Consider the following 16,580-nt stretch of genomic DNA (forward strand, 5'->3'; position numbering starts at 1 on the left):
CCGGCCCGCGGCCATCTTCAGCGCATCGACGACAAGGTCGGCGCGGTGGTGGTCGGCCATCGAGTAGCCGACGACCTCGCGGGTGGCCAGGTCCAACCAGCAGGCGAGGTAGAGCCAGCCCTCGGATGTGGGCAGAGCGGTGATGTCGCCGACCAGTTTCGTGCCGGGAACCTCGGCATGGAAGTCGCGGCCGATCAGGTCCGGGGCCGGCCTGGCCTTCTTGTCCGGCCGTGTCAGCGAACGGCGCTTGCGACGGGTGACGCCCTGGATGCAGTGCTCGCGCATGAGGCGGGCGACGCGTTTGCGGTTCACCGCCCGGCCCAGGCACCGCAGTTCGGCATGGATGCGCGGCACGCCGTAGGTATGGCGGGAGGCCACGTGGATGACGGTGATCTCATGGACCAGGTCCTGGTCGGCGGCCTTGCGCGCGGCCCGGGCCTTCGCCGCGGCGAGCCAGGCATAGAACGAGGAACGGGCCACCTTCAGCAGGCGGCAGAGGAAAGTAACACCGTAGGTGGTCTTCTCCGCCTCGATGAACGTGTACATCGCGTTCACCGATCGCTCTCCTTCGCGAAGAAGACCGCGGCTTTTCGCAGGACCTCGATCGTCTTGGCCTGCTCGGCGTTCTGCCTGCGCAGCCGCTTGAGCTCCTCGCGCTCGGCGGTGGTGAGCTCACCCGGGGCTCGCTCGCCCCGGTCCGCCTTGGCCTGGCGGTACCAGCCGCGCAGGGACTCCGAGCTGATGCCGAGCTCCCGGGCAACGGCGCTGACCGTCTTACCCGTGGAGTCGACCAGCGCGATCGCGTCCCGTTTGAACTCCGCGGTGTACCGCTTCGTGTACTTGCTTCCCACCTGGTGCTACTTCCTCTGGAACCTCATGTCCTAGTCTCCAGGTGTCCACGATCAAGGGGAAGGTTCATAACGCGATTGCCCCCAGCGGGTGTTGGGGTTTCTGTGACGAAATACCAGCCCGCCGAGGGCTCTGCTGACGTTGTCTACCAGGTTCGGCTCCCGGTGTCGAAGCGGACCGTCGAACTCGTCGTCGGCCTGATACGCCGACACCGCCGACAGCTGGGCACCCGCTGGCGCAAGGCGAGCCCGGGCACCCAGGCAATCGTCGTACTCGCCGTGCTCCGCCACGATCAACGCCTGGCCGACATAGCCGGCGGGAACAACATCTCGGCTTCCACCGTGCGCCGTTGGGTCCTGGAAGTCCTCGACCTCCTCGCTGCGCGTGCCCCACGTCTGGACCGGGCCCTGAAGAAGATCGCCCGCAAGGGCGGGGACGTGGTCCTGCTGGACGGCACCCTCATCCGCACCCGCCGCCGCACGGGCAGGGAGAACCGCAAGAACTTCTCCGGCAAGCACAAGACCCACGGCCTGCTGTTTCTCGCGCTGACCGATGCCACGGGCAACCTGATCTGGATCTCGGCGGCCAAGCCCGGACGGTCCAGCGAGATCACCACCGCCCGCCACAACAAGATCACCCACCATCTGCGGGAGGCCGACCTCGGCGCCCTGGCCGACCTCGGATTCGTCGGCCTGGACGACGCCCCCGACGACGACCCGGTGGTTATCACCGGCCGCAAGGCCACCCGCAACCACCAGCTCACCGCCGCCGAGAAGGAAACCAACCGCCTGGTCAGCCGCGAACGCGCCGCAGTCGAGCACGGCTTCGCGAACCTCAAGACCTGGCGCATCCTGACCAAGGTCCGCATGAACGCCAGGCACGCGACCACTCTCCTGCGGGCCTTGCTCGTCCTGGCGAACTGCGAAGTCCAGAGGTGACCGACGATCTCCCCGAGACGATCACTGCGTCGACCTCGACGAGAACACGGTCACCGGCTCACAGCAGAGCCACGACCTGCCACTTCACGATGAAACGATCTCCATGGGGAATTCTCTGGCGCCGCAGCTGGGGAATATCGCCGTCGTTCACCCCTCGCGGGGCGCGGCATTCATCCACCGGTAGCGCGGCTGCGCACGCACCCGCGACAGCGCTCCCGCACGCGCTTCGGCCCGGACGCGCCGAAGGGGCGAGTCCGGGCCGAAGTGGGGCTCCATGGCCTACCGGCCGTCAGGGGTCCAGACGCCGGTCGGGGCCGTGGCCTGCACGTAGGACTCGAAGGTGCGCGGCTCGCGGCCCAGAACTTCCTGGACGCCGGTGCTCAGGTATGCGTCGGCACCCTTCGCGACACCTTCGAGGAAGTCTGCGATGGAGCGCGCGTCATCCGCCGACGCACCAGCGGCGATCAGGACCTCACGGTATTCCGCACCGCCGATGTGACGGTGCCGCAGGGTGCGCCCGGTGGCCGCACCGATCACGTCGAGGGCCTCCGCGAAGGTGAGGGCCTCCGGCCCGGACAGGTCGTAGGCACGGCCGGCATGCCCCTCCTCAGTCAGGGCCGCCACTGCCACCGCGGCGATGTCGGCAGCGTCGATGAAGGGCTCGCGGCCCTCACCCGCGGGCGTGGCCAGTTCGCCGGCCAGCACCTCCGTGAGGAAGAAGTCCGGGGCGGCGAAGTCCTGGTTGAACCAGCAGGGCCGCAGCAGAGTCCACTCCAGGCCCGACTGGGTCACCGCCTCCTCGGTGGGGTGGAAGCCGCCCTCGGGCGCGACACCTCGCACCGAAAGCTGCACGATCCGTCGGACCCCAGCGGCCTTGGCCTGGTCGACGAAGGCGGTGCGCTCGGCGAGTCCCAGCGTCTCGGTGGGCACGAAGAAGACCGCGTCCACACCCGCGAGGGCGGGTGTCCACGTGCTGGCGTCGTCCCAGTCGAAGCGAATCGCGCTGCTGCGGGAGGCGGCGCGGACACTGGGCCCGAGGGCGGTCAGACGCTCGGCGACGAGTCGACCGGTCTTCCCGCTGGCGCCGAGAACCAGGATCTCGCCGGTGCGCGTGCTGCTCATGGGGGCTCCTCTTGGTGTACGGGGGTGTTGCTGCCCTCCAGCCAACCCGTCACCGGCGGCACGATCCATGGTTGAAACGGCCACTTCCCTGTGTGATCCTCCCGGTATGGACCCCCTCGACGACTACCTGGCCGGGGTACGCACGCACGGCGGCGCCTTCTGCGGCACGCTGAGCGAACCGCCCTGGTCGCTGCGCATCACCACACCCGCACCGCTCTCCCTAGTGGCCATGCCGCGCGGCCGCGGCTGGCTCACGCTCCAGAACGAGGAGCCGGTCCTGCTGGAGGAAGGCACGATCTCCCTGGTCCAGGCCCAGCTACCGATCACGGTCTCCGACCGGCCCGGCGGCGCGGCGCTGGTGGAGATCGACGAGGACAATCAGTGCACACTGCCTCAGGACGGTCGGCCGTGGCAGCTGACCCCGACGCTTCTGCGGGACGGTGAACATGTACCCGGGCACGGCGACCTGCTGGTGACCGCCAGCTACCGGGTGGGTACGGAGCGAACCCGTCCTCTGCTTCGGGCGCTGCCCCTGGTGTCGGTGGTCCACGCCGACGGACCGCTCCGCGCGCTGCTGGAATTCGTGGTCGCCGAGGTCGACAGCACGCTGCCGGGACAGCGAGCAACGATCGACCGATATCTGGACCTGCTGCTCGTCCAGACGCTACGGGTGTGGTTCGACACCCCCGGTGCCGACACGCCCGCCGGCTATCGCGCGCTGGCCGACCCCGGAGTGGGGCAGGCACTGCGTGCGCTGCACAAGGATCCGGCCCGCCCGTGGGCGGTGGCCGCGCTGGCCGCTGAGGCCGGAATGTCCCGCACCGCCTTCGCCCGCCGGTTCACCACCCTGGTCGGGTCGGCACCGCTGGGCTATCTCACCGAGTGGCGGATGACCCTGGCTGCCGATGCGCTGCGCTCACCCGAGGTCACGATCGCTTCGGTGGCGCGGCAGGTCGGCTACAACGACGCCTTTGCCTTCAGCGCCGCCTTCAAGCGGGTACGCGGTGTCAGCCCGTCCGCGCACCGCGCGCTCGCCCGCTCGGACGCCGACGCACCGTCCGCGCTGACGGAGGATGCATACGGTCCGGCCGCACCTGCCTGATGCGGGGGTGACACAGGGGTGGTGTCCCTGAACACCCCAACTAGCGTCGGGGGTATGGGAGTTACGTACGGTTCCGGTCACCGGCGCGTGTGATCGCGGGGCGTGAACCGGCCGCCCGGGGTGCGGTGCAGCCAGCCCCGCTCCGCGAGCCGCTTCAGCTTCGCGCGGACCGCCTCGACCTGAGCGGGCAGGGTGCCCCTGCCGAGTGCCTCGCTCACCTGCCCGGCCTGGGCGGGCCCGGCGGTGCCCGCGATCACCTTCATGATCGCCTGGTAGTCCTCGGGCAACGCGTTCATGTCCATGCCGTCGGTGTGGTCCGGGACCAGCCGCATGCCGCCCGCCCCGGGCGTGGTAGTGACGCGTTCCAACCCGGCATCCAGTGCCGGATCGTCGGCCTCGCCCGCACGTTCGGCCTCGATGAACTGGCCGATCACCACCTCGCGGCCTCCAGCCGGGCCACCTCTGCCTCCGCTTCGGCGAGTTCCTTGCGCAGTTGCTCGAGCTGGTCGGCCAGCACGACCCGCCGCTGGACCACCCACGTCAGTATCTCGGCCACCCGTACGCCTCCCGGACCGTGAACTTCCCTGATCCTGCGGATCAGTAGGCGACACGGACGGCCGATACCCGCGGTTCCGCCGAACGCCCCCCATGGCAGACGATCACCTGCTACCGATCACGTCACCAACCAGCACGAGCACCGACGAAGCTGGCCACACCAGCCCCGCGACCAGCAACTTCAGGATGAAACGATCTCAATGAATGAACCGGTTTTCCAGTGTTCCCGTTACGGCGGCACCGGAGGGGCAGGGCTGGTCGTGAACGAGCAGGCCGCAGGAGGGGGCTTCTTCACCAACCACGCGTGCGTGCCGCTGGTCATCGCACGCGATCCCGCCACGCGCATCCGTGGCATAGCCGCTGCCTGCCACATCGCGTCGCCGCCGCCGACGGGCGAGGGTCGTCGGCGACCCGCGCCCGCCGAGGGGCGTCAGTCGAAGCCGGGCGGCGTCTCGAACCCCGGGAGATGGGCGTCGGCGCGGCGCGCCAGCTCAAGCACGGTGCGGTCCTCCAAGTAGGGGCCGATGATCTGGAGACCGACCGGCAGGCCGTAGGTGCGGGTTCGGCCGATCGGGATCGACGCCGCCGGGAGGTAGAGGAGGTTCGCGATCCCGACCCACGTGACGAGGTCCCAGACCGGGCGGGTCTGGCCGTTCACCTCGATCGTCCGCACGTCGGGGCCCCCAGGCCGGTGGTCGTGCGGGATCGCCGGCGCCGAGAGGACCGGGCACATGAGCGCGTCGTAGTCGCGGAAGAACGCGGCCCACCGCCGCCGCAGCTGCGCCCGCGCTTCGTTCGCCGCGAGCCAGTCGCGGTGGCGCTGGACGAGCCCACGCATGTGGCGCGGCCCGAGGTCGTCGGCGTCAGGCGGCATCGCCGCCAGAGCCGCTTCGATCCCGGTGACCTCCTCGTCGCGCACCCCTCCCGAGATCGCGGCCATCAACAGCGAGCGGTAAAGGCGGTCGCATTCCTCCAGCGGCGCCGGCCCCGGCCGCCGCTCAACGCGCGCGCCAGCTCGCTCCAGCCCGGCGACCGCCGCCTCCAGCAGCTCGGCGACCTCGCCGTCGACGGGCGCCCACGGATCGTCGAGCCACGCGGCGATCCGGAACTCCCCCAGCGCGCGGTGGCGCGGCGGCGGCAGCTCGATGCGCCACGCCGTCTCCTCCTCCCGCGGCCCGACGAGCACGTCGAGCGCCAGCTCGAGGTCGTCGACCGAGCGTGCGAGCGGGCCGACGACCGCCAGGTCTTGCGGCGCGAGCGCCCCCGGCAACGACGACACGCTCCCGCGCGACGAGACGATCCCGTACGAGGGCTTCAGGCCGTAGACACCGCACGTGTGGGCCGGGTTGCGGATCGAGCCGGCGATGTCGCCCCCGACCTCCAGCCCAGAGAGGCCGGCCGCCATCGCGGCAGCCGACCCGCCGGACGACCCGCCGGGACTGCGCGCAGGATCCCACGGGTTCCGCGTCACGCCGTAGACGTCGTTGAAGGACTGCCCCTCCGAGCACCAGATCGGCAGATTCGTCTTGCCGAAAACGACCGCGCCCGCCCCGCGCAGCCGCGCGACGACGTCGGCGTCGCTGCTCGACACGTGGCCGGCGAGCACGGGCGCCCCGCACGTTGTGCGCATCCCCTCCGCCTCGAAGCACTCCTTCACGGTCATCGGGAGGCCGTGCAGCGGCCCGAGCGGCCCGCCACGCGCAAGCGCCTCGTCGGCGCGGCGGGCCGCCGCGGCGGCCCGGTCCTCGTCGAGGACGACGACCGCGTTAACCGCCGGGTCGAGCCGCTCGACGCGCGCCAGGTAGTGGTCCAGCAGCTCGCGGCTTGAGACCTCCCCGGCCCGCAGCGCCGCGACAAGCCGCGTCGCGGTCGCGAAGCCGATGTCCCCGCTCACGCCGCCATCCCCGAGTAGCACCGTGGCAGGATCATCGCCGGGTTGTCGTCGAGCACGACCTCGGGCGGCAGGACGTCCGCCGGACGCGTGGTGGCCGTGCGCCGCAGCAGGACCGCCTCCAACTCGCTGGTCACCTGGGCGTACATGCCATCGCCGACCCGGGCCTCCAGCAGGCCGAGGTGGACCAGTGCCTGCGGTGCCTCGCGAATCGTGTTCCGGTTGACCTGGAGAGTCTCGGCCAGTTCCTGCTCGCCCGGGATGCGGGTGTTCACCGGCCATCGCCCGGACGCCAGCTGTTCTCGCAGCTGGTCGGCAACCTGTGCGGCCAGAGTCGACGCCCGCGAACTCTCCATCACAACCTCCAAATGTTGGACATTTGCTGTCTGGAGTAAAACAGGCGGACGAGCCGTCGTGCCAGCGACGTGTGATGCACCTCACGAGCGCGGACAGAGGTGTGCTGGGGTGCGGCGAATCGGTGGGCCGGCACGGGACCCCCTGCCTGCCCGGTTCGGCGTAGCCGGGCAGGGGTACGACGACTGAACGGTCGTCGATGGCCTGCAGGCACAGGCGGCGCCCTGCACTTGCGCACCTGGTATGAAGTCGACACGGCTTGCCGGGAAACACCGCCGATGGCGCGACCCGGAAAAGACGGGCCTGGCCACCATCCGTATCGCCCTACGCAGGAACGAGGTCATCATGCGTTCTTTGGGGGCTTCCCGGATGGGCAGTGGGGATCTTGAGCCTCTGGGCAGATGGTGGCGATGCCGGCCTCGCGCCCTTGGGGCTGACCACGTCAGCTGGGCGAAGCCAGCGAAACGGACCTCGACGCGATCACACGCGAGGCCGTGCAGAAGAAGATCGCCGACCGGGCTGCCCGCGCGCACCACGAGATTGCGGGCCGGGTGCGGTGGCAGGACTTTCGGGTCCAGCACGCGCCAGGCAACGGCCTTGCGGGCAGAGACAATCGCGTGAAAATCTTTTTGACTGCTTAATGATCTCCCCCTAGCGTGACGCGCGAGTACTGAATCATCACGCTTGAAGGGGTGCGAAATGAGACGTATCGCCAAGCTGACAGCACAAGCAGCGGTGGTGTCCATGGGGCTCACCACGTGTCTGGTGGTCAGCGCGGGTTCTGCCCAAGCGGCCGTCTACGGCTGCCGGGCTTCGTTCAATAGCACTGACAACTTGGCAGAGGCCACCTGCGACGGGGGATTCGGACGGTACCGAGTGAAGGCGAACTGTGCCTCGCCCAACTATCCCTACTCGATCACCATCTACGGCCCCTGGAAGTCCCGGACGTCCGGTGAGGAGCATCAGAGCTACTCCCTGGTGGACGGTGACGCGTACAACTGCCACATCACCAGCGCCTCGACGGACGTCTAGGGCCTGTGTGGAGTTGTGATCTCGTGGGCCCCCGGTCCAGGAGGGTTGGGGGCCTTGGGGTAAAACGGTGGGGTGTCTCGACCTCAACTTTCGGATGAACGAGTGGGAGTTCATCTCCTCGTTCCTGCCGGTCGGTGAGTACGGGCCGTACCCGGAGAACCTGCGGGCGCACTTCGAGGGCGTCGTTGTGGCGGTTCAGGAACGGTGCGAAATGGCGGGAGTTACCCGAACGATTCGGGCACTGGTCCGCCGTTTACGGCCGGTTTCGGCAGTGGCGGGATGCCGGAGGGTTCACCGCGGTGTTCCAGGGTGCGATCGTCGAAGCGGCGAAGCGGGGCCTGGTGGACTTGTCGCTGGTCAGCGTGGACTCGACCACGGTCCGGGCCCATCATGATGCTGCCGGGATGATCGTGGAGCCCGAGATTCTGGACGCGTTGGAGAAGGCCGCCGCGGAAAAAGGGGCGCCGGCCAGGAACAAGACGGGCAACTGGACCCGGAGCGGGAAGAGCGACGACGCGTGAGGCGTCGCCGCAGGGCCCGACTCGCCGCTGCTGAGCTGGGACGTTCCCGTGGCGGACTGACCACCAAGACGCACCTGTCCTGTGCCGCAATGCCTGCCTCTCTCGCTCGAGATCACTGCGGGGCAAGCCGGAGACAGTCCGCAGTTCATCCCCGTCCTGGACAAGATCCGCGTCCCCGGCCCGGTCGGCCGACCCCGCACCCGGCCCGGCGCAGTCGCGGGCGATAAGGCGTACTCGTCCCGCCAGAACCGTTCCCACCTGCGCAAACGTGGGATCAAAGCGGTCATCCCCGAGAAGAAGGATCAGGCCGCCCACCGCAAGAACCGCGGCTCACGCGGCGGACGGCCCGTCACCTGGGACAAGCAGCTGTACAAGCTCCGCAACAGTGTCGAACGCACCATCAACAAGATCAAGGACTGGCGCGGTCTCGCTGTCCGCTACGACAAAAAGCCTGAGAAGCCGTATCTCAACCGAACGTGATCGCTTGATTTCTGCTGGTCAGGCATCGTGCAGCTCTGAATGAGGGAGGGATCCGGCGTCTTGATTCCGCTCCATGAGCAAGGGGTGCGCGATGGCGTCGGTTCTGGGAATGCTGGAGGAGCGGGAGACAGCGGCCCGTGTGCGGGTGGAAGGGCTTCGGGAGGAAGTCGCCCGGTTGGCTACGGTGTTGGAGGCCGCCGAGATCGAGCTGGACCGGCGGGTGATCGCGCGGGAGGAGCTGGTGGTGGCTCGTGCAGGAGGCGTCGGGGGCCTTCAGCGCCGGCCGGCGGCCTGTGGCCGTGCCAGGCGACGGCTCATCCGCGTGACCATCGACCACCGGATCATCGCCTCGCTGCTGGTCGGCAGCGTCTCGTAGCCCCGGGCCAGTCGGCGCGAATGCATCAGCCACGCGAACGTGCGCTCTGCCACCCAGCGCCTGGGCAGCACCACGAATCCCGTCATGTCGTCGGTGCGCCTGACGATCTCCAAGGTCAGGGCGAGTTTGCCCCGGCACCAGTCGACGAGGCCGCCGGTGTAGCCGCCGTCGGCCCAGACCAGGCAGATGTCACGGTGCAGGCGGCGCAGCCGGGTCAGCAGGCCCGTCGCAGCATCCCGGTCGCCGATGTTCGCGGCAGTCACCGCGACGACCAGGAGCAGGCCGAGGCAGTCGGTCACGATGTGCCGCTTGCGGCCGCCCACCTTCTTCCCGCCGTCGTAACCGCGTGAGACGGACGGCACCGAGGCCGCGGCCTTCACCGACTGCGCATCGATGATCCCGGCCGTCGGCTCCGCCTCACAGCCCTCCCGCTCACGCACCCGTCCGCGCAGCCGATCGTGGAACTCCGTGATCAGCCCGTGCTCGCGCCAGCGGCGGAAGAAAGCGTAGACCCGGCCCCAGTCGGGGAAGTCCGCGGGCATCGCCCGCCAGGAGATCCCGCCCGCGACCAGGTAGCGGATCGCGTCCAGCAGCTGGCGGTGGCAGTAGCCCTCGGGCTGCCCGCCCCGGCCCTTCAGCCAGGCCGGCACCGGCAGCAAAGGCCGAACGGCCGCCCATTCCCCGTCCGTCATGTCGGAGGGATACCGGCGTTCCCGGTCCGGATGATCCGCTGCGTTGCCGTAGACATGCGCGAGGCAATCACACGATGGAGCAGCCGAGTTGAACTGAACAGGTTCGGACGCGTACAACAACGACACCAGGGCCTCCCGGCACTGCTCGGTCAGATTCGCATCCCCGAGCTACCGAGAGGCCCTGTCTTCATGCGCGCACAACGGGAAGATCACCCCGGCGGGAAACCTGTTCGACCCGCACGTTCCATGATCGGTTGAGATACGGCTTCTAACACCGGTAATTCCCAATAGAATTGAGATAACACCAGGTCAGACCGCCTACCACCCCGCCCGAAAGCCACACGACCGATTCTCACCCAACCTGCAACACCCCAGCCCAGCCCCGCACCCACACCCCAACCCACACCGGGAATCGATAGCCGCACAACGGCACAGCCGCACAGCCGCGCGTCCCGCAGTTGGTCGACCACTGCGGGTAGCCGCAGTGGCGGCCGTATCCGTCGCGCAGCGGAGGGCGAAGACCCCTCGCTCCGGCGATCCGCCGGAAAGCCGGACACTCCAGGATGAGTGATGTTCCCGCCGGGCACACCGAAGCCCCGGCGGGCACCCTGGAGTTGGGGAATTCATGACGAATCGTCGTACGCTCATGCTCGCGGTACCCGCGCTCACCTTCACCTACGGCCTGTTCCGGATCGCGGACGGACTGGACGGCGAGCGAGGCCCCGGCCCGGCCTGGACCATCGGGCATCTGGCGTTCTGCACGGCGCTGGTTCTCTTCGCGGTGGTGTTCCGCCGACTGAGGGCGCTCGCCCCATCGGGCGACCGCGTAGCGGCGGTGGCGCACTGGACGGCAACGGCCGGAGCCGCCGTTCTCCTGGTGCAGTTCGGGATCGACCTGGTAGCGGGGGCGGTGTCCGCGGACCACCTGGAGATGTCCCTGTACACGGAACGGGCCTCGGAGGTGCCCGGCGTGTCACCGGTCGTCTACGACTACGGCCCGTACCTCTTCTACGTGGGGATGCTCGCCCTCGTCGTGCGGCTGGCCATCGTCCGGGTGGTCAAGCCGTGGACGGCGCTCCTCGTCCTCGCCGACCTGGTGATGCCGCTGGCCGACAAGGACCTGATCCCCGTCGGGGCGCTGCTATTGTCCGTCTCCTTCGCGCAGATCGCGCGGGTGATGGGGTCGCGGCAGGCCGCCTCCGGTACGGCGGACGACCGTGGCACGGGGCGCCCGGCGGTGACCGGTGCGCGGTGACGCGTCAGGGGGAGCGGTGACCTGGACAGGCATGGGAGAGCGGGCGGACCGGATACGGGAGTGGCTCCCCGCCCTGTCCCCGTGCGCGTTCGGCACCGGGCTCGCGGCCCTCGTGGCCGCCGCCCAGCTCTGGCCCTTCGCCGCGCAGGCCGGCGGGGGTGGGGGATCGTGGAGCGGGTGGGGCGTGCTGGTCGTACTGGGCTCGGCGGCGCCGCTGTACTGGCGGCGGAACCACCCGGTCCCGGTACTGATGGTGAGCCTCGCGGCGATCAGTTGCTACGACTACGTCGGCGAGGTGCCGTCCCAGCCGGTCTGGTACGCAGCCCTGGTGGCGATCCACTCGGTCGCCGAGCGGTCGGGGCGGTGGGCCCGAATCACGGTGGTCGCTGTGACCGTACTCGGCAGCTTCGCGCTTGCCTCATCCGAATCCGGACTGCGGATGAGCGTGCTGTGCGTCGCGGCCTACACGCTCGGCAGAGCGGCCGCCGTCGGCCGGGCCCACGCCGAACGGCTGGAGCGCGAGCGTCAGGCGGAAGCCGAGAAGGCCGCACTCGCCGAACGCGCCAGGATCGCCCGGGACATGCACGACATCCTGTCCCACGCGGTGAGCCTGATGGTCGTCCAGGCCGAGGCCGGACCCGTAGTCCTGGCCACGGACCCCGTGCGCGCCGAGCGCGCCTTCGACGCTATCGCGAGTGCGGGACGCGATGCGATGGTGCAGCTCAGAGGGATCCTCGAGGTACTGGCCCCGGATCGGGCCCCACAGCCCGAGCGCACCCCTCAGCCCGCTCTCGCCGACCTACCTGTCCTGACCGCCGGGTCGGGCCTCACGGTGGAGTGCACGCAGACCGACGGCTCGGGAAGCACCGTCGAGTACCCGCAGCCTGACGGGGCCGGCCAGCGTCCGCTCGCCCCGCACGTGGAGACCGCTGCATTCCGCATCGCCCAGGAGGCGTTGACCAATATCGTCAGGCACGCGGGCACCGACCGTGCCCGGCTCCACCTCCACTGGCAGGAAGACCGAGGCATCGTGCAGCTCGACATCACCGACGACGGCGCGGCCGCCGGACAGCGGCCCGCTCGCTCCCTCCCCTCTGGCGGCCATGGCCTGATCAACATCCGGGAACGTGCGCGTTCGTGCGGCGGAACCGCCGAATGCGGTCCCCGTACCGACGGCTCCGGCTTCCGGGTCCGCGCCCGCCTCCCGCTCCTCCCTCCGTCATGAGTGGCGGTACAGCGGCCGGGCCGCTGCGCGTGGTCGTCGCCGACGACCAGGAACTGGTCCGGGCCGGCTTCTCGATGATCCTGGACGCCCAGCCGGACATCGAGGTCGTCGCGGAAGCAGCCGACGGCGCCGAGGCGAACGCGGCGGTACGGGCCCACGCCCCGGACGTCGCACTGCTCGACATTCGTATGCCGGGCATGGACGGCCTCACCGCCACCGCCGAGATCTGCGCCACCACCGCCACCCGCGTGATCATCCTGACTACCTTCGACCTCGACGCGTACGTGTTCGAGGCGCTGCGCGCGGGCGCGAGCGGCTTCCTCCTCAAGGACGTCCGGCGCGACGATCTCGCCCACGCGGTCCGGGTCGTCGCGGGCGGCGATTCCCTCCTTTCGCCTTCCGTCACCAGCAAGCTCATCGCCCACTGCACCGGTGCATCCGCCGCGGTGCCGCTGCTCCCCGACCCGCGCCTCGACTCCCTCACCTCGCGCGAGACCGAGACCCTGCGCCTGCTCGCCCGCGGCCTCACCAACCCTGAGATCGCCGCGACCATGGTCATCAGCGAACACACCGTGAAGACCCACGTCAGCAACATTCTTGCCAAGCTCGGCCTCCGCGACCGCATCCAGGCGGTGATCACGGCGTATGAGGCAGGGCTGGCGGTTCCGGGCCGCAGGAGCCCGATGAACTCCGCGGCCCGAGCGTCTTCTTCCGGCTCCGTCAAGACGGAGCCAGCAGCCCCACTTCGTGGGCGTGCCCGGGGGCGTTGAGGGTAGTGGCGACGCGGAGTGGGCTCTGGTAGCGATCACGAGGAGCCGCCACGGTCGGTGGAAGGGCTGTTCGGTCCCGGTCTGTCTGCCGTGGCAGCACGATGCAGTCCACACCCACTGAGCCGTTTCCAAGCTGGCGTTGCTGACCGCGAGTTGGACAGTCCTGGGCAAGGGTGAAGCTGCTGGTAGACGGGTTCTCGACCAATATTACCCGTGTCCGCGAGGAGCTTCGTGTGCTTGCCTATCCGTCCTCGATCGATCTGTCCAGCCGCACTCTGCGGTTCCTGACGGGACAACCTGCGTGTTCTGCATCGGTGATGTACCCGCCGACTCAGCTGCCCGTTCGTTTTCGACAGCCCAGCCCAGATTGCTGGGGTACGCCATGTTCATCCGCTTCCACAGCCACTGGGAGAAGGGGCCGCTGTTCCAGAAGTCAAAACTCTCGTCGCTGTCGTGGATCTCGCAGGCCGCTGCGTAGCCGACAAGCATGGAGTCCAGATGCTGAAGAGAGCCGCGGCGAACCCACATTCCCGGGCGGAGCCGCACCTGGTCCAGGAACTCGTGGACATCATGCAACTCTCGCGGCTTGCGCAGCCCGGGCCTGCCGGCCGCCAGCTCAGTCATACCTGCAGTCTACTGACAACAGCTAACACAGAAAGCGAATCTGTCGGTGAGTGATGAGGCAGCAGGCGAGTTTGAGGGCGCGCGGCCCCTCTGACGCGCGCGAGGAACTTGGCCAGCCGCCGATCCCCGAGGCGCTCCGCCCGACCCCGCCCCCACCCTCTCTCTTTCGGTAGTCGGGCGGCAGGGGGTGCGCAGAGGGGATGTCAGCACCCCGACCAGGCCTTTACAGGCATGGTGACCTGCGCGAACGTCTGCCGCCGTGAGGAGTGGATGCAACAGGTGCCGCACGAAGTACCGCAAGAGATCGCGCAGGGGATGATGCAGGAGATCCCAGGCCGGGGCGGATTCGCCGGCCCGTACGACACCCTCCGGCGTACCCGGCCCGAGGAATCCAACCGTGCGACTGAGCACCACAGTTGGCCGGTCGGAGCGCCATGTTGGCCAGCTCGCACATGACCTCATGCGATGTGACTGGCATCACACTATTGATCCCCAAGATTTTTTGCTGGCCCGCCGGTGGTGCGGAGGCCGAAGGGTGAAGCTGTCTAGGACAGTGGCCTCGTAGCGGACGGCGAGGTTCTCGTAGCGGGTGGCCACCGCCCAGTGCCTCTTGAGGCGATTGATGCCGCACTCCACCGCATGGCGCCCCCGGTAGTCGATCTTGTCGAACCTCGGCGGCCGACCACCGCGGGCGCCGAGCTTCTTGCGGTTGCGAACCTGGTCGGCCTTGTCCGGAATCGTGCAGCGGATCCCGCGTTTGCGCAGGTAAGCGCGGTTCCTGCGGGACGCGTACGCCTTCGGCACGCGAGCGGGTCGGGTACGCGGTCTGCCGGGCCCCAGACGATGCACCCGGATCTTCTTCAGCACGGGCTCGAACTGCGGGGAGTCCCCTCGCTGCCACGGCCGGGCCGTTCCCGGGGAAGCTATTTGATCTTCGCGGTGATGGTCTTGATGAACTTAGGGAGCACGTCGTCCCGCCAGACGAAGGGTGCTGGGGCCGGCGTGCCCTTGAAAGTCACGGTGGTCTGCCCGCCTACGGTGAACAGCAGCGGGCCTTTGCGGCAGTTCCAACTTCCCTCGGCAAGATCGGTGATGACACAGCGATCCGCGCCTGCCGCCCCCCGGGTATTGGTCCCAGACGCGAGACGATCGACGTAGCCGTCAATCAACTTGGGGTCGGCCACGGCCTCGATGCGGAGCCAGAACAGGGTAGAGCTGTAGGTCTCGCCTGGAAGGCGCATGCTGTAGAGGCACCGGCCGGACTCGGACCGGTCACCCTCTTTCCACGAAGGGTGCGCAGCGAATTCCTTGATCGACAAGGCAGTGATCGGGTGGCTCTCCTGTTGGATGTCCTTGACGCCAGGGAAGATCGCCTCGATTTCCTCCTTGCGCACGAACGAGCACGCGTCCGGCCACCGATTCGCGGCCAGGATTTCCCCGCTCTTGAGCGAAGGAAGGGCGATGGTCGCACCGCGGGGGGCGGCCTTGCCCATCGCAACATCACTGGACCACGGGTTGGTCCCGACCAGGAACGTCAGCAGGACGACATTTGAGATCAGCAGGGCGCCTATCAGGGTGAGCACCGCGGCTCTGTTCTTCAGCATGGCGGCCGATCATCCCCGAAGGGTGAGCTGGTTGTCGACCGCATCCGCTTCCCCGAGGCATCCCGCTGCCGGGAGATCGCGGATCCGCGGAGCCGGGCCGGCCAGTGACGCGGCGGCTGTCCATACGTTCCTGTGGGACGGAGAGCGCGAGATACCGTTCCCCACTGATCGGGGGTTGAGGAACAACGACGTGCACGATGGCGCAAGGCGGTGGTCGATAAGACCCGGACCGGGCAGTTCGTCCGCAAGCACTTCGAGGCGATGGTCTTCACCGCGCTGGCGGAGGAGTTGCGTGCGATGTGCCGGGTTCGTGTCAGTGGAGTGGTCGGCAGTCGCTGTCGGCTACTTTCCGCCGTCTTTTCGCTGGTCACGGTGGGGGTGAGGGACTGTCCGCTGCTGACATGGAGGTGACACGGGCGGCGGGGCTCACTGTTACGGCGCGGTATATCCCATGGTGGTTCACTGACACGAGGCCGAGATATCGCAGCCTGACCCCAGGCCCGAAGCGCAAGCCCACCACGCCCCGACGCACCATCAGACACTCACACAGCCAACAACGTGACAGCGCCCTCCGAAGTCCTCATCGAACCTGCCCAGCGACTGCGAGGCCAGCGCTTCGGCCACAGCGTGCGATAGTCGTGGCCGGGCTGCGGTCCGGGCGGCGGGTCGTCATGCTCGCTGCCGTACATCCGCTGTTCCTGTGTCATGGGGCCAGTCCGGTGCGATGCAGGGCCCGTGAGGACGGAATCGGCGCGACCGCAGGAAGGGTGACGACGAAACGTGCGCCGGGGGCGGTGGCGTCCAGTTCGATGTCGCCGCCCGCGGCCCTAGCCAGTCAGCGGGCCAGGGCCAGACCGAGGACCGCGCCGTCGTGTCCGTCCTCGGGGCGGGCACGACGGCCGGGTGCGAAAAGCGAGGCGACGAAGTCCGGCGGCTCGACGTCCCGGCGGCCGTGCTGGACGACGTTCCTTGTCCTGAGCTCTATCGCTTCCTGGGTCGCGGCTTCGAGGCCGCCCGGATCAGCTGCAGCTGCCCGATCTCAGCGACGTTCTTCATCAGCTCGGCGTTCAGCCAGGCGATCACGTGCCCGATGGTGTTGTCCGGCGGGGTCTGCCACGGCAGTGTGGAGGCGGCGTCCAGATCGGCGTCGGTGAGTTTGTCGAGGACCGCCAGCCACTGGGTACGCAGAT

General features: G+C 68.8%; 17 protein-coding genes and 3 pseudogenes. 7 read left to right on the top strand and 13 right to left on the bottom strand.

The genetic code is table 11. The features are described 5' to 3' along the window. Both ABZ622_RS39970 and ABZ622_RS39975 read right to left on the bottom strand, forming a co-directional pair. A partial coding sequence (locus ABZ622_RS39970; protein WP_360551996.1) for an IS3 family transposase occupies positions 1-546 on the bottom strand: 546 nt, incomplete at its 3' end. 5 nt (positions 547-551) lie between these two features. Then, on the bottom strand, positions 552-851 hold the full coding sequence (locus tag ABZ622_RS39975) for a transposase (protein ID WP_360551968.1): 300 nt from the start codon (positions 849-851) through the stop codon (positions 552-554). 162 nt (positions 852-1,013) lie between these two features. On the opposite strand from ABZ622_RS39975, the gene ABZ622_RS39980 reads away from it, so the two are divergent. Next, positions 1,014-1,787: a transposase family protein gene (locus ABZ622_RS39980; protein WP_360551970.1), complete on the top strand. Its 774-nt coding sequence runs from the start codon at positions 1,014-1,016 to the stop codon at positions 1,785-1,787. 279 nt (positions 1,788-2,066) lie between these two features. On the opposite strand, the gene ABZ622_RS39985 is transcribed toward ABZ622_RS39980, so the two are convergent. Next, the gene (locus tag ABZ622_RS39985) at positions 2,067-2,909 is read right to left on the bottom strand and encodes an NAD(P)H-binding protein (protein ID WP_360551972.1); all 843 of its coding nucleotides are present in this window, start codon (positions 2,907-2,909) and stop codon (positions 2,067-2,069) included. Between the two features lie 106 nt (positions 2,910-3,015). On the opposite strand from ABZ622_RS39985, the gene ABZ622_RS39990 reads away from it, so the two are divergent. Further along, positions 3,016-4,011 carry an AraC family transcriptional regulator gene (locus ABZ622_RS39990; protein ID WP_360551974.1) on the top strand — a complete coding sequence of 332 codons (996 nt, stop codon included), beginning with the start codon at positions 3,016-3,018 and terminating at the stop codon, positions 4,009-4,011. 77 nt (positions 4,012-4,088) lie between these two features. On the opposite strand, the gene ABZ622_RS39995 is transcribed toward ABZ622_RS39990, so the two are convergent. From ABZ622_RS39995 to ABZ622_RS40010, 4 genes are all read right to left on the bottom strand, one after another. Next, positions 4,089-4,448 (bottom strand): hypothetical protein, encoded by a 360-nt coding sequence (locus tag ABZ622_RS39995; RefSeq protein WP_360551976.1) that lies wholly within the window; start codon positions 4,446-4,448, stop codon positions 4,089-4,091. Next, positions 4,442-4,567 carry a hypothetical protein gene (locus ABZ622_RS40000; RefSeq protein WP_360551978.1) on the bottom strand — a complete coding sequence of 42 codons (126 nt, stop codon included), beginning with the start codon at positions 4,565-4,567 and terminating at the stop codon, positions 4,442-4,444. The genes ABZ622_RS39995 and ABZ622_RS40000 overlap by 7 nt, the downstream gene beginning before the upstream one ends. Before the next feature lie 429 nt (positions 4,568-4,996). Continuing rightward, positions 4,997-6,460 carry an amidase gene (locus tag ABZ622_RS40005; RefSeq protein WP_360551980.1) on the bottom strand — a complete coding sequence of 488 codons (1,464 nt, stop codon included), beginning with the start codon at positions 6,458-6,460 and terminating at the stop codon, positions 4,997-4,999. After that, a complete protein-coding gene (locus ABZ622_RS40010) occupies positions 6,457-6,813 on the bottom strand; it encodes a winged helix-turn-helix domain-containing protein (RefSeq protein ID WP_360551982.1) in 357 nt (118 codons plus the stop codon). Before ABZ622_RS40010 ends, ABZ622_RS40005 begins: the two co-directional genes overlap by 4 nt. 874 nt (positions 6,814-7,687) lie before the next feature. Between ABZ622_RS40010 and ABZ622_RS40015 the strand changes: the two genes are divergently transcribed. Both ABZ622_RS40015 and ABZ622_RS40020 read left to right on the top strand, forming a co-directional pair. Next, positions 7,688-7,843 (top strand): hypothetical protein, encoded by a 156-nt coding sequence (locus ABZ622_RS40015; protein ID WP_360551983.1) that lies wholly within the window; start codon positions 7,688-7,690, stop codon positions 7,841-7,843. A gap of 94 nt (positions 7,844-7,937) precedes the next feature. Next, positions 7,938-8,820 (top strand): annotated as a pseudogene (locus ABZ622_RS40020) (IS5 family transposase); the annotation flags it as partial. Positions 8,821-9,117: 297 nt separating this feature from the next. Here the strand turns inward: ABZ622_RS40020 and ABZ622_RS40025 are convergent. Continuing rightward, on the bottom strand, positions 9,118-9,912 hold the full coding sequence (locus tag ABZ622_RS40025; RefSeq protein ID WP_360551985.1) for an IS5 family transposase: 795 nt from the start codon (positions 9,910-9,912) through the stop codon (positions 9,118-9,120). Between the two features lie 625 nt (positions 9,913-10,537). Here ABZ622_RS40025 and ABZ622_RS40030 point away from each other — a divergent pair. The 3 genes from ABZ622_RS40030 to ABZ622_RS40040 are packed head-to-tail and all read left to right on the top strand — an operon-like array spanning position 10,538 to position 13,162. Then, on the top strand, positions 10,538-11,167 hold the full coding sequence (locus tag ABZ622_RS40030) for a hypothetical protein (RefSeq protein WP_360551987.1): 630 nt from the start codon (positions 10,538-10,540) through the stop codon (positions 11,165-11,167). Positions 11,168-11,183: 16 nt separating this feature from the next. Beyond that, positions 11,184-12,392, top strand: a complete 1,209-nt coding sequence (locus ABZ622_RS40035; RefSeq protein ID WP_360551989.1) for a histidine kinase — start codon at positions 11,184-11,186, stop codon at positions 12,390-12,392. Beyond that, positions 12,389-13,162 carry a response regulator transcription factor gene (locus tag ABZ622_RS40040; RefSeq protein WP_360551991.1) on the top strand — a complete coding sequence of 258 codons (774 nt, stop codon included), beginning with the start codon at positions 12,389-12,391 and terminating at the stop codon, positions 13,160-13,162. Before ABZ622_RS40035 ends, ABZ622_RS40040 begins: the two co-directional genes overlap by 4 nt. Before the next feature lie 207 nt (positions 13,163-13,369). Here the strand turns inward: ABZ622_RS40040 and ABZ622_RS40045 are convergent, their stop codons facing one another. The 5 genes and pseudogenes from ABZ622_RS40045 to ABZ622_RS40065 form a co-directional block, all read right to left on the bottom strand. Then, entirely contained in the window at positions 13,370-13,786 is a 417-nt protein-coding gene (locus ABZ622_RS40045) for a hypothetical protein (RefSeq protein WP_360551993.1), read from the bottom strand. Positions 13,787-14,263: 477 nt separating this feature from the next. Next, positions 14,264-14,683, bottom strand: a pseudogene (locus ABZ622_RS40050) (transposase); the annotation flags it as partial. A gap of 26 nt (positions 14,684-14,709) precedes the next feature. Next, the gene (locus tag ABZ622_RS40055) at positions 14,710-15,390 is read right to left on the bottom strand and encodes a hypothetical protein (protein ID WP_360551994.1); all 681 of its coding nucleotides are present in this window, start codon (positions 15,388-15,390) and stop codon (positions 14,710-14,712) included. A gap of 703 nt (positions 15,391-16,093) precedes the next feature. Next, positions 16,094-16,303: pseudogene (locus tag ABZ622_RS40060) on the bottom strand (hypothetical protein); the annotation flags it as partial. Between the two features lie 68 nt (positions 16,304-16,371). After that, a partial coding sequence (locus ABZ622_RS40065; protein ID WP_360551995.1) for a DinB family protein occupies positions 16,372-16,580 on the bottom strand: 209 nt, incomplete at its 5' end.

The organism is Streptomyces sp. NPDC007164 (assembly GCF_040634135.1).
GTDB lineage: Bacteria > Actinomycetota > Actinomycetes > Streptomycetales > Streptomycetaceae > Streptomyces > Streptomyces sanglieri.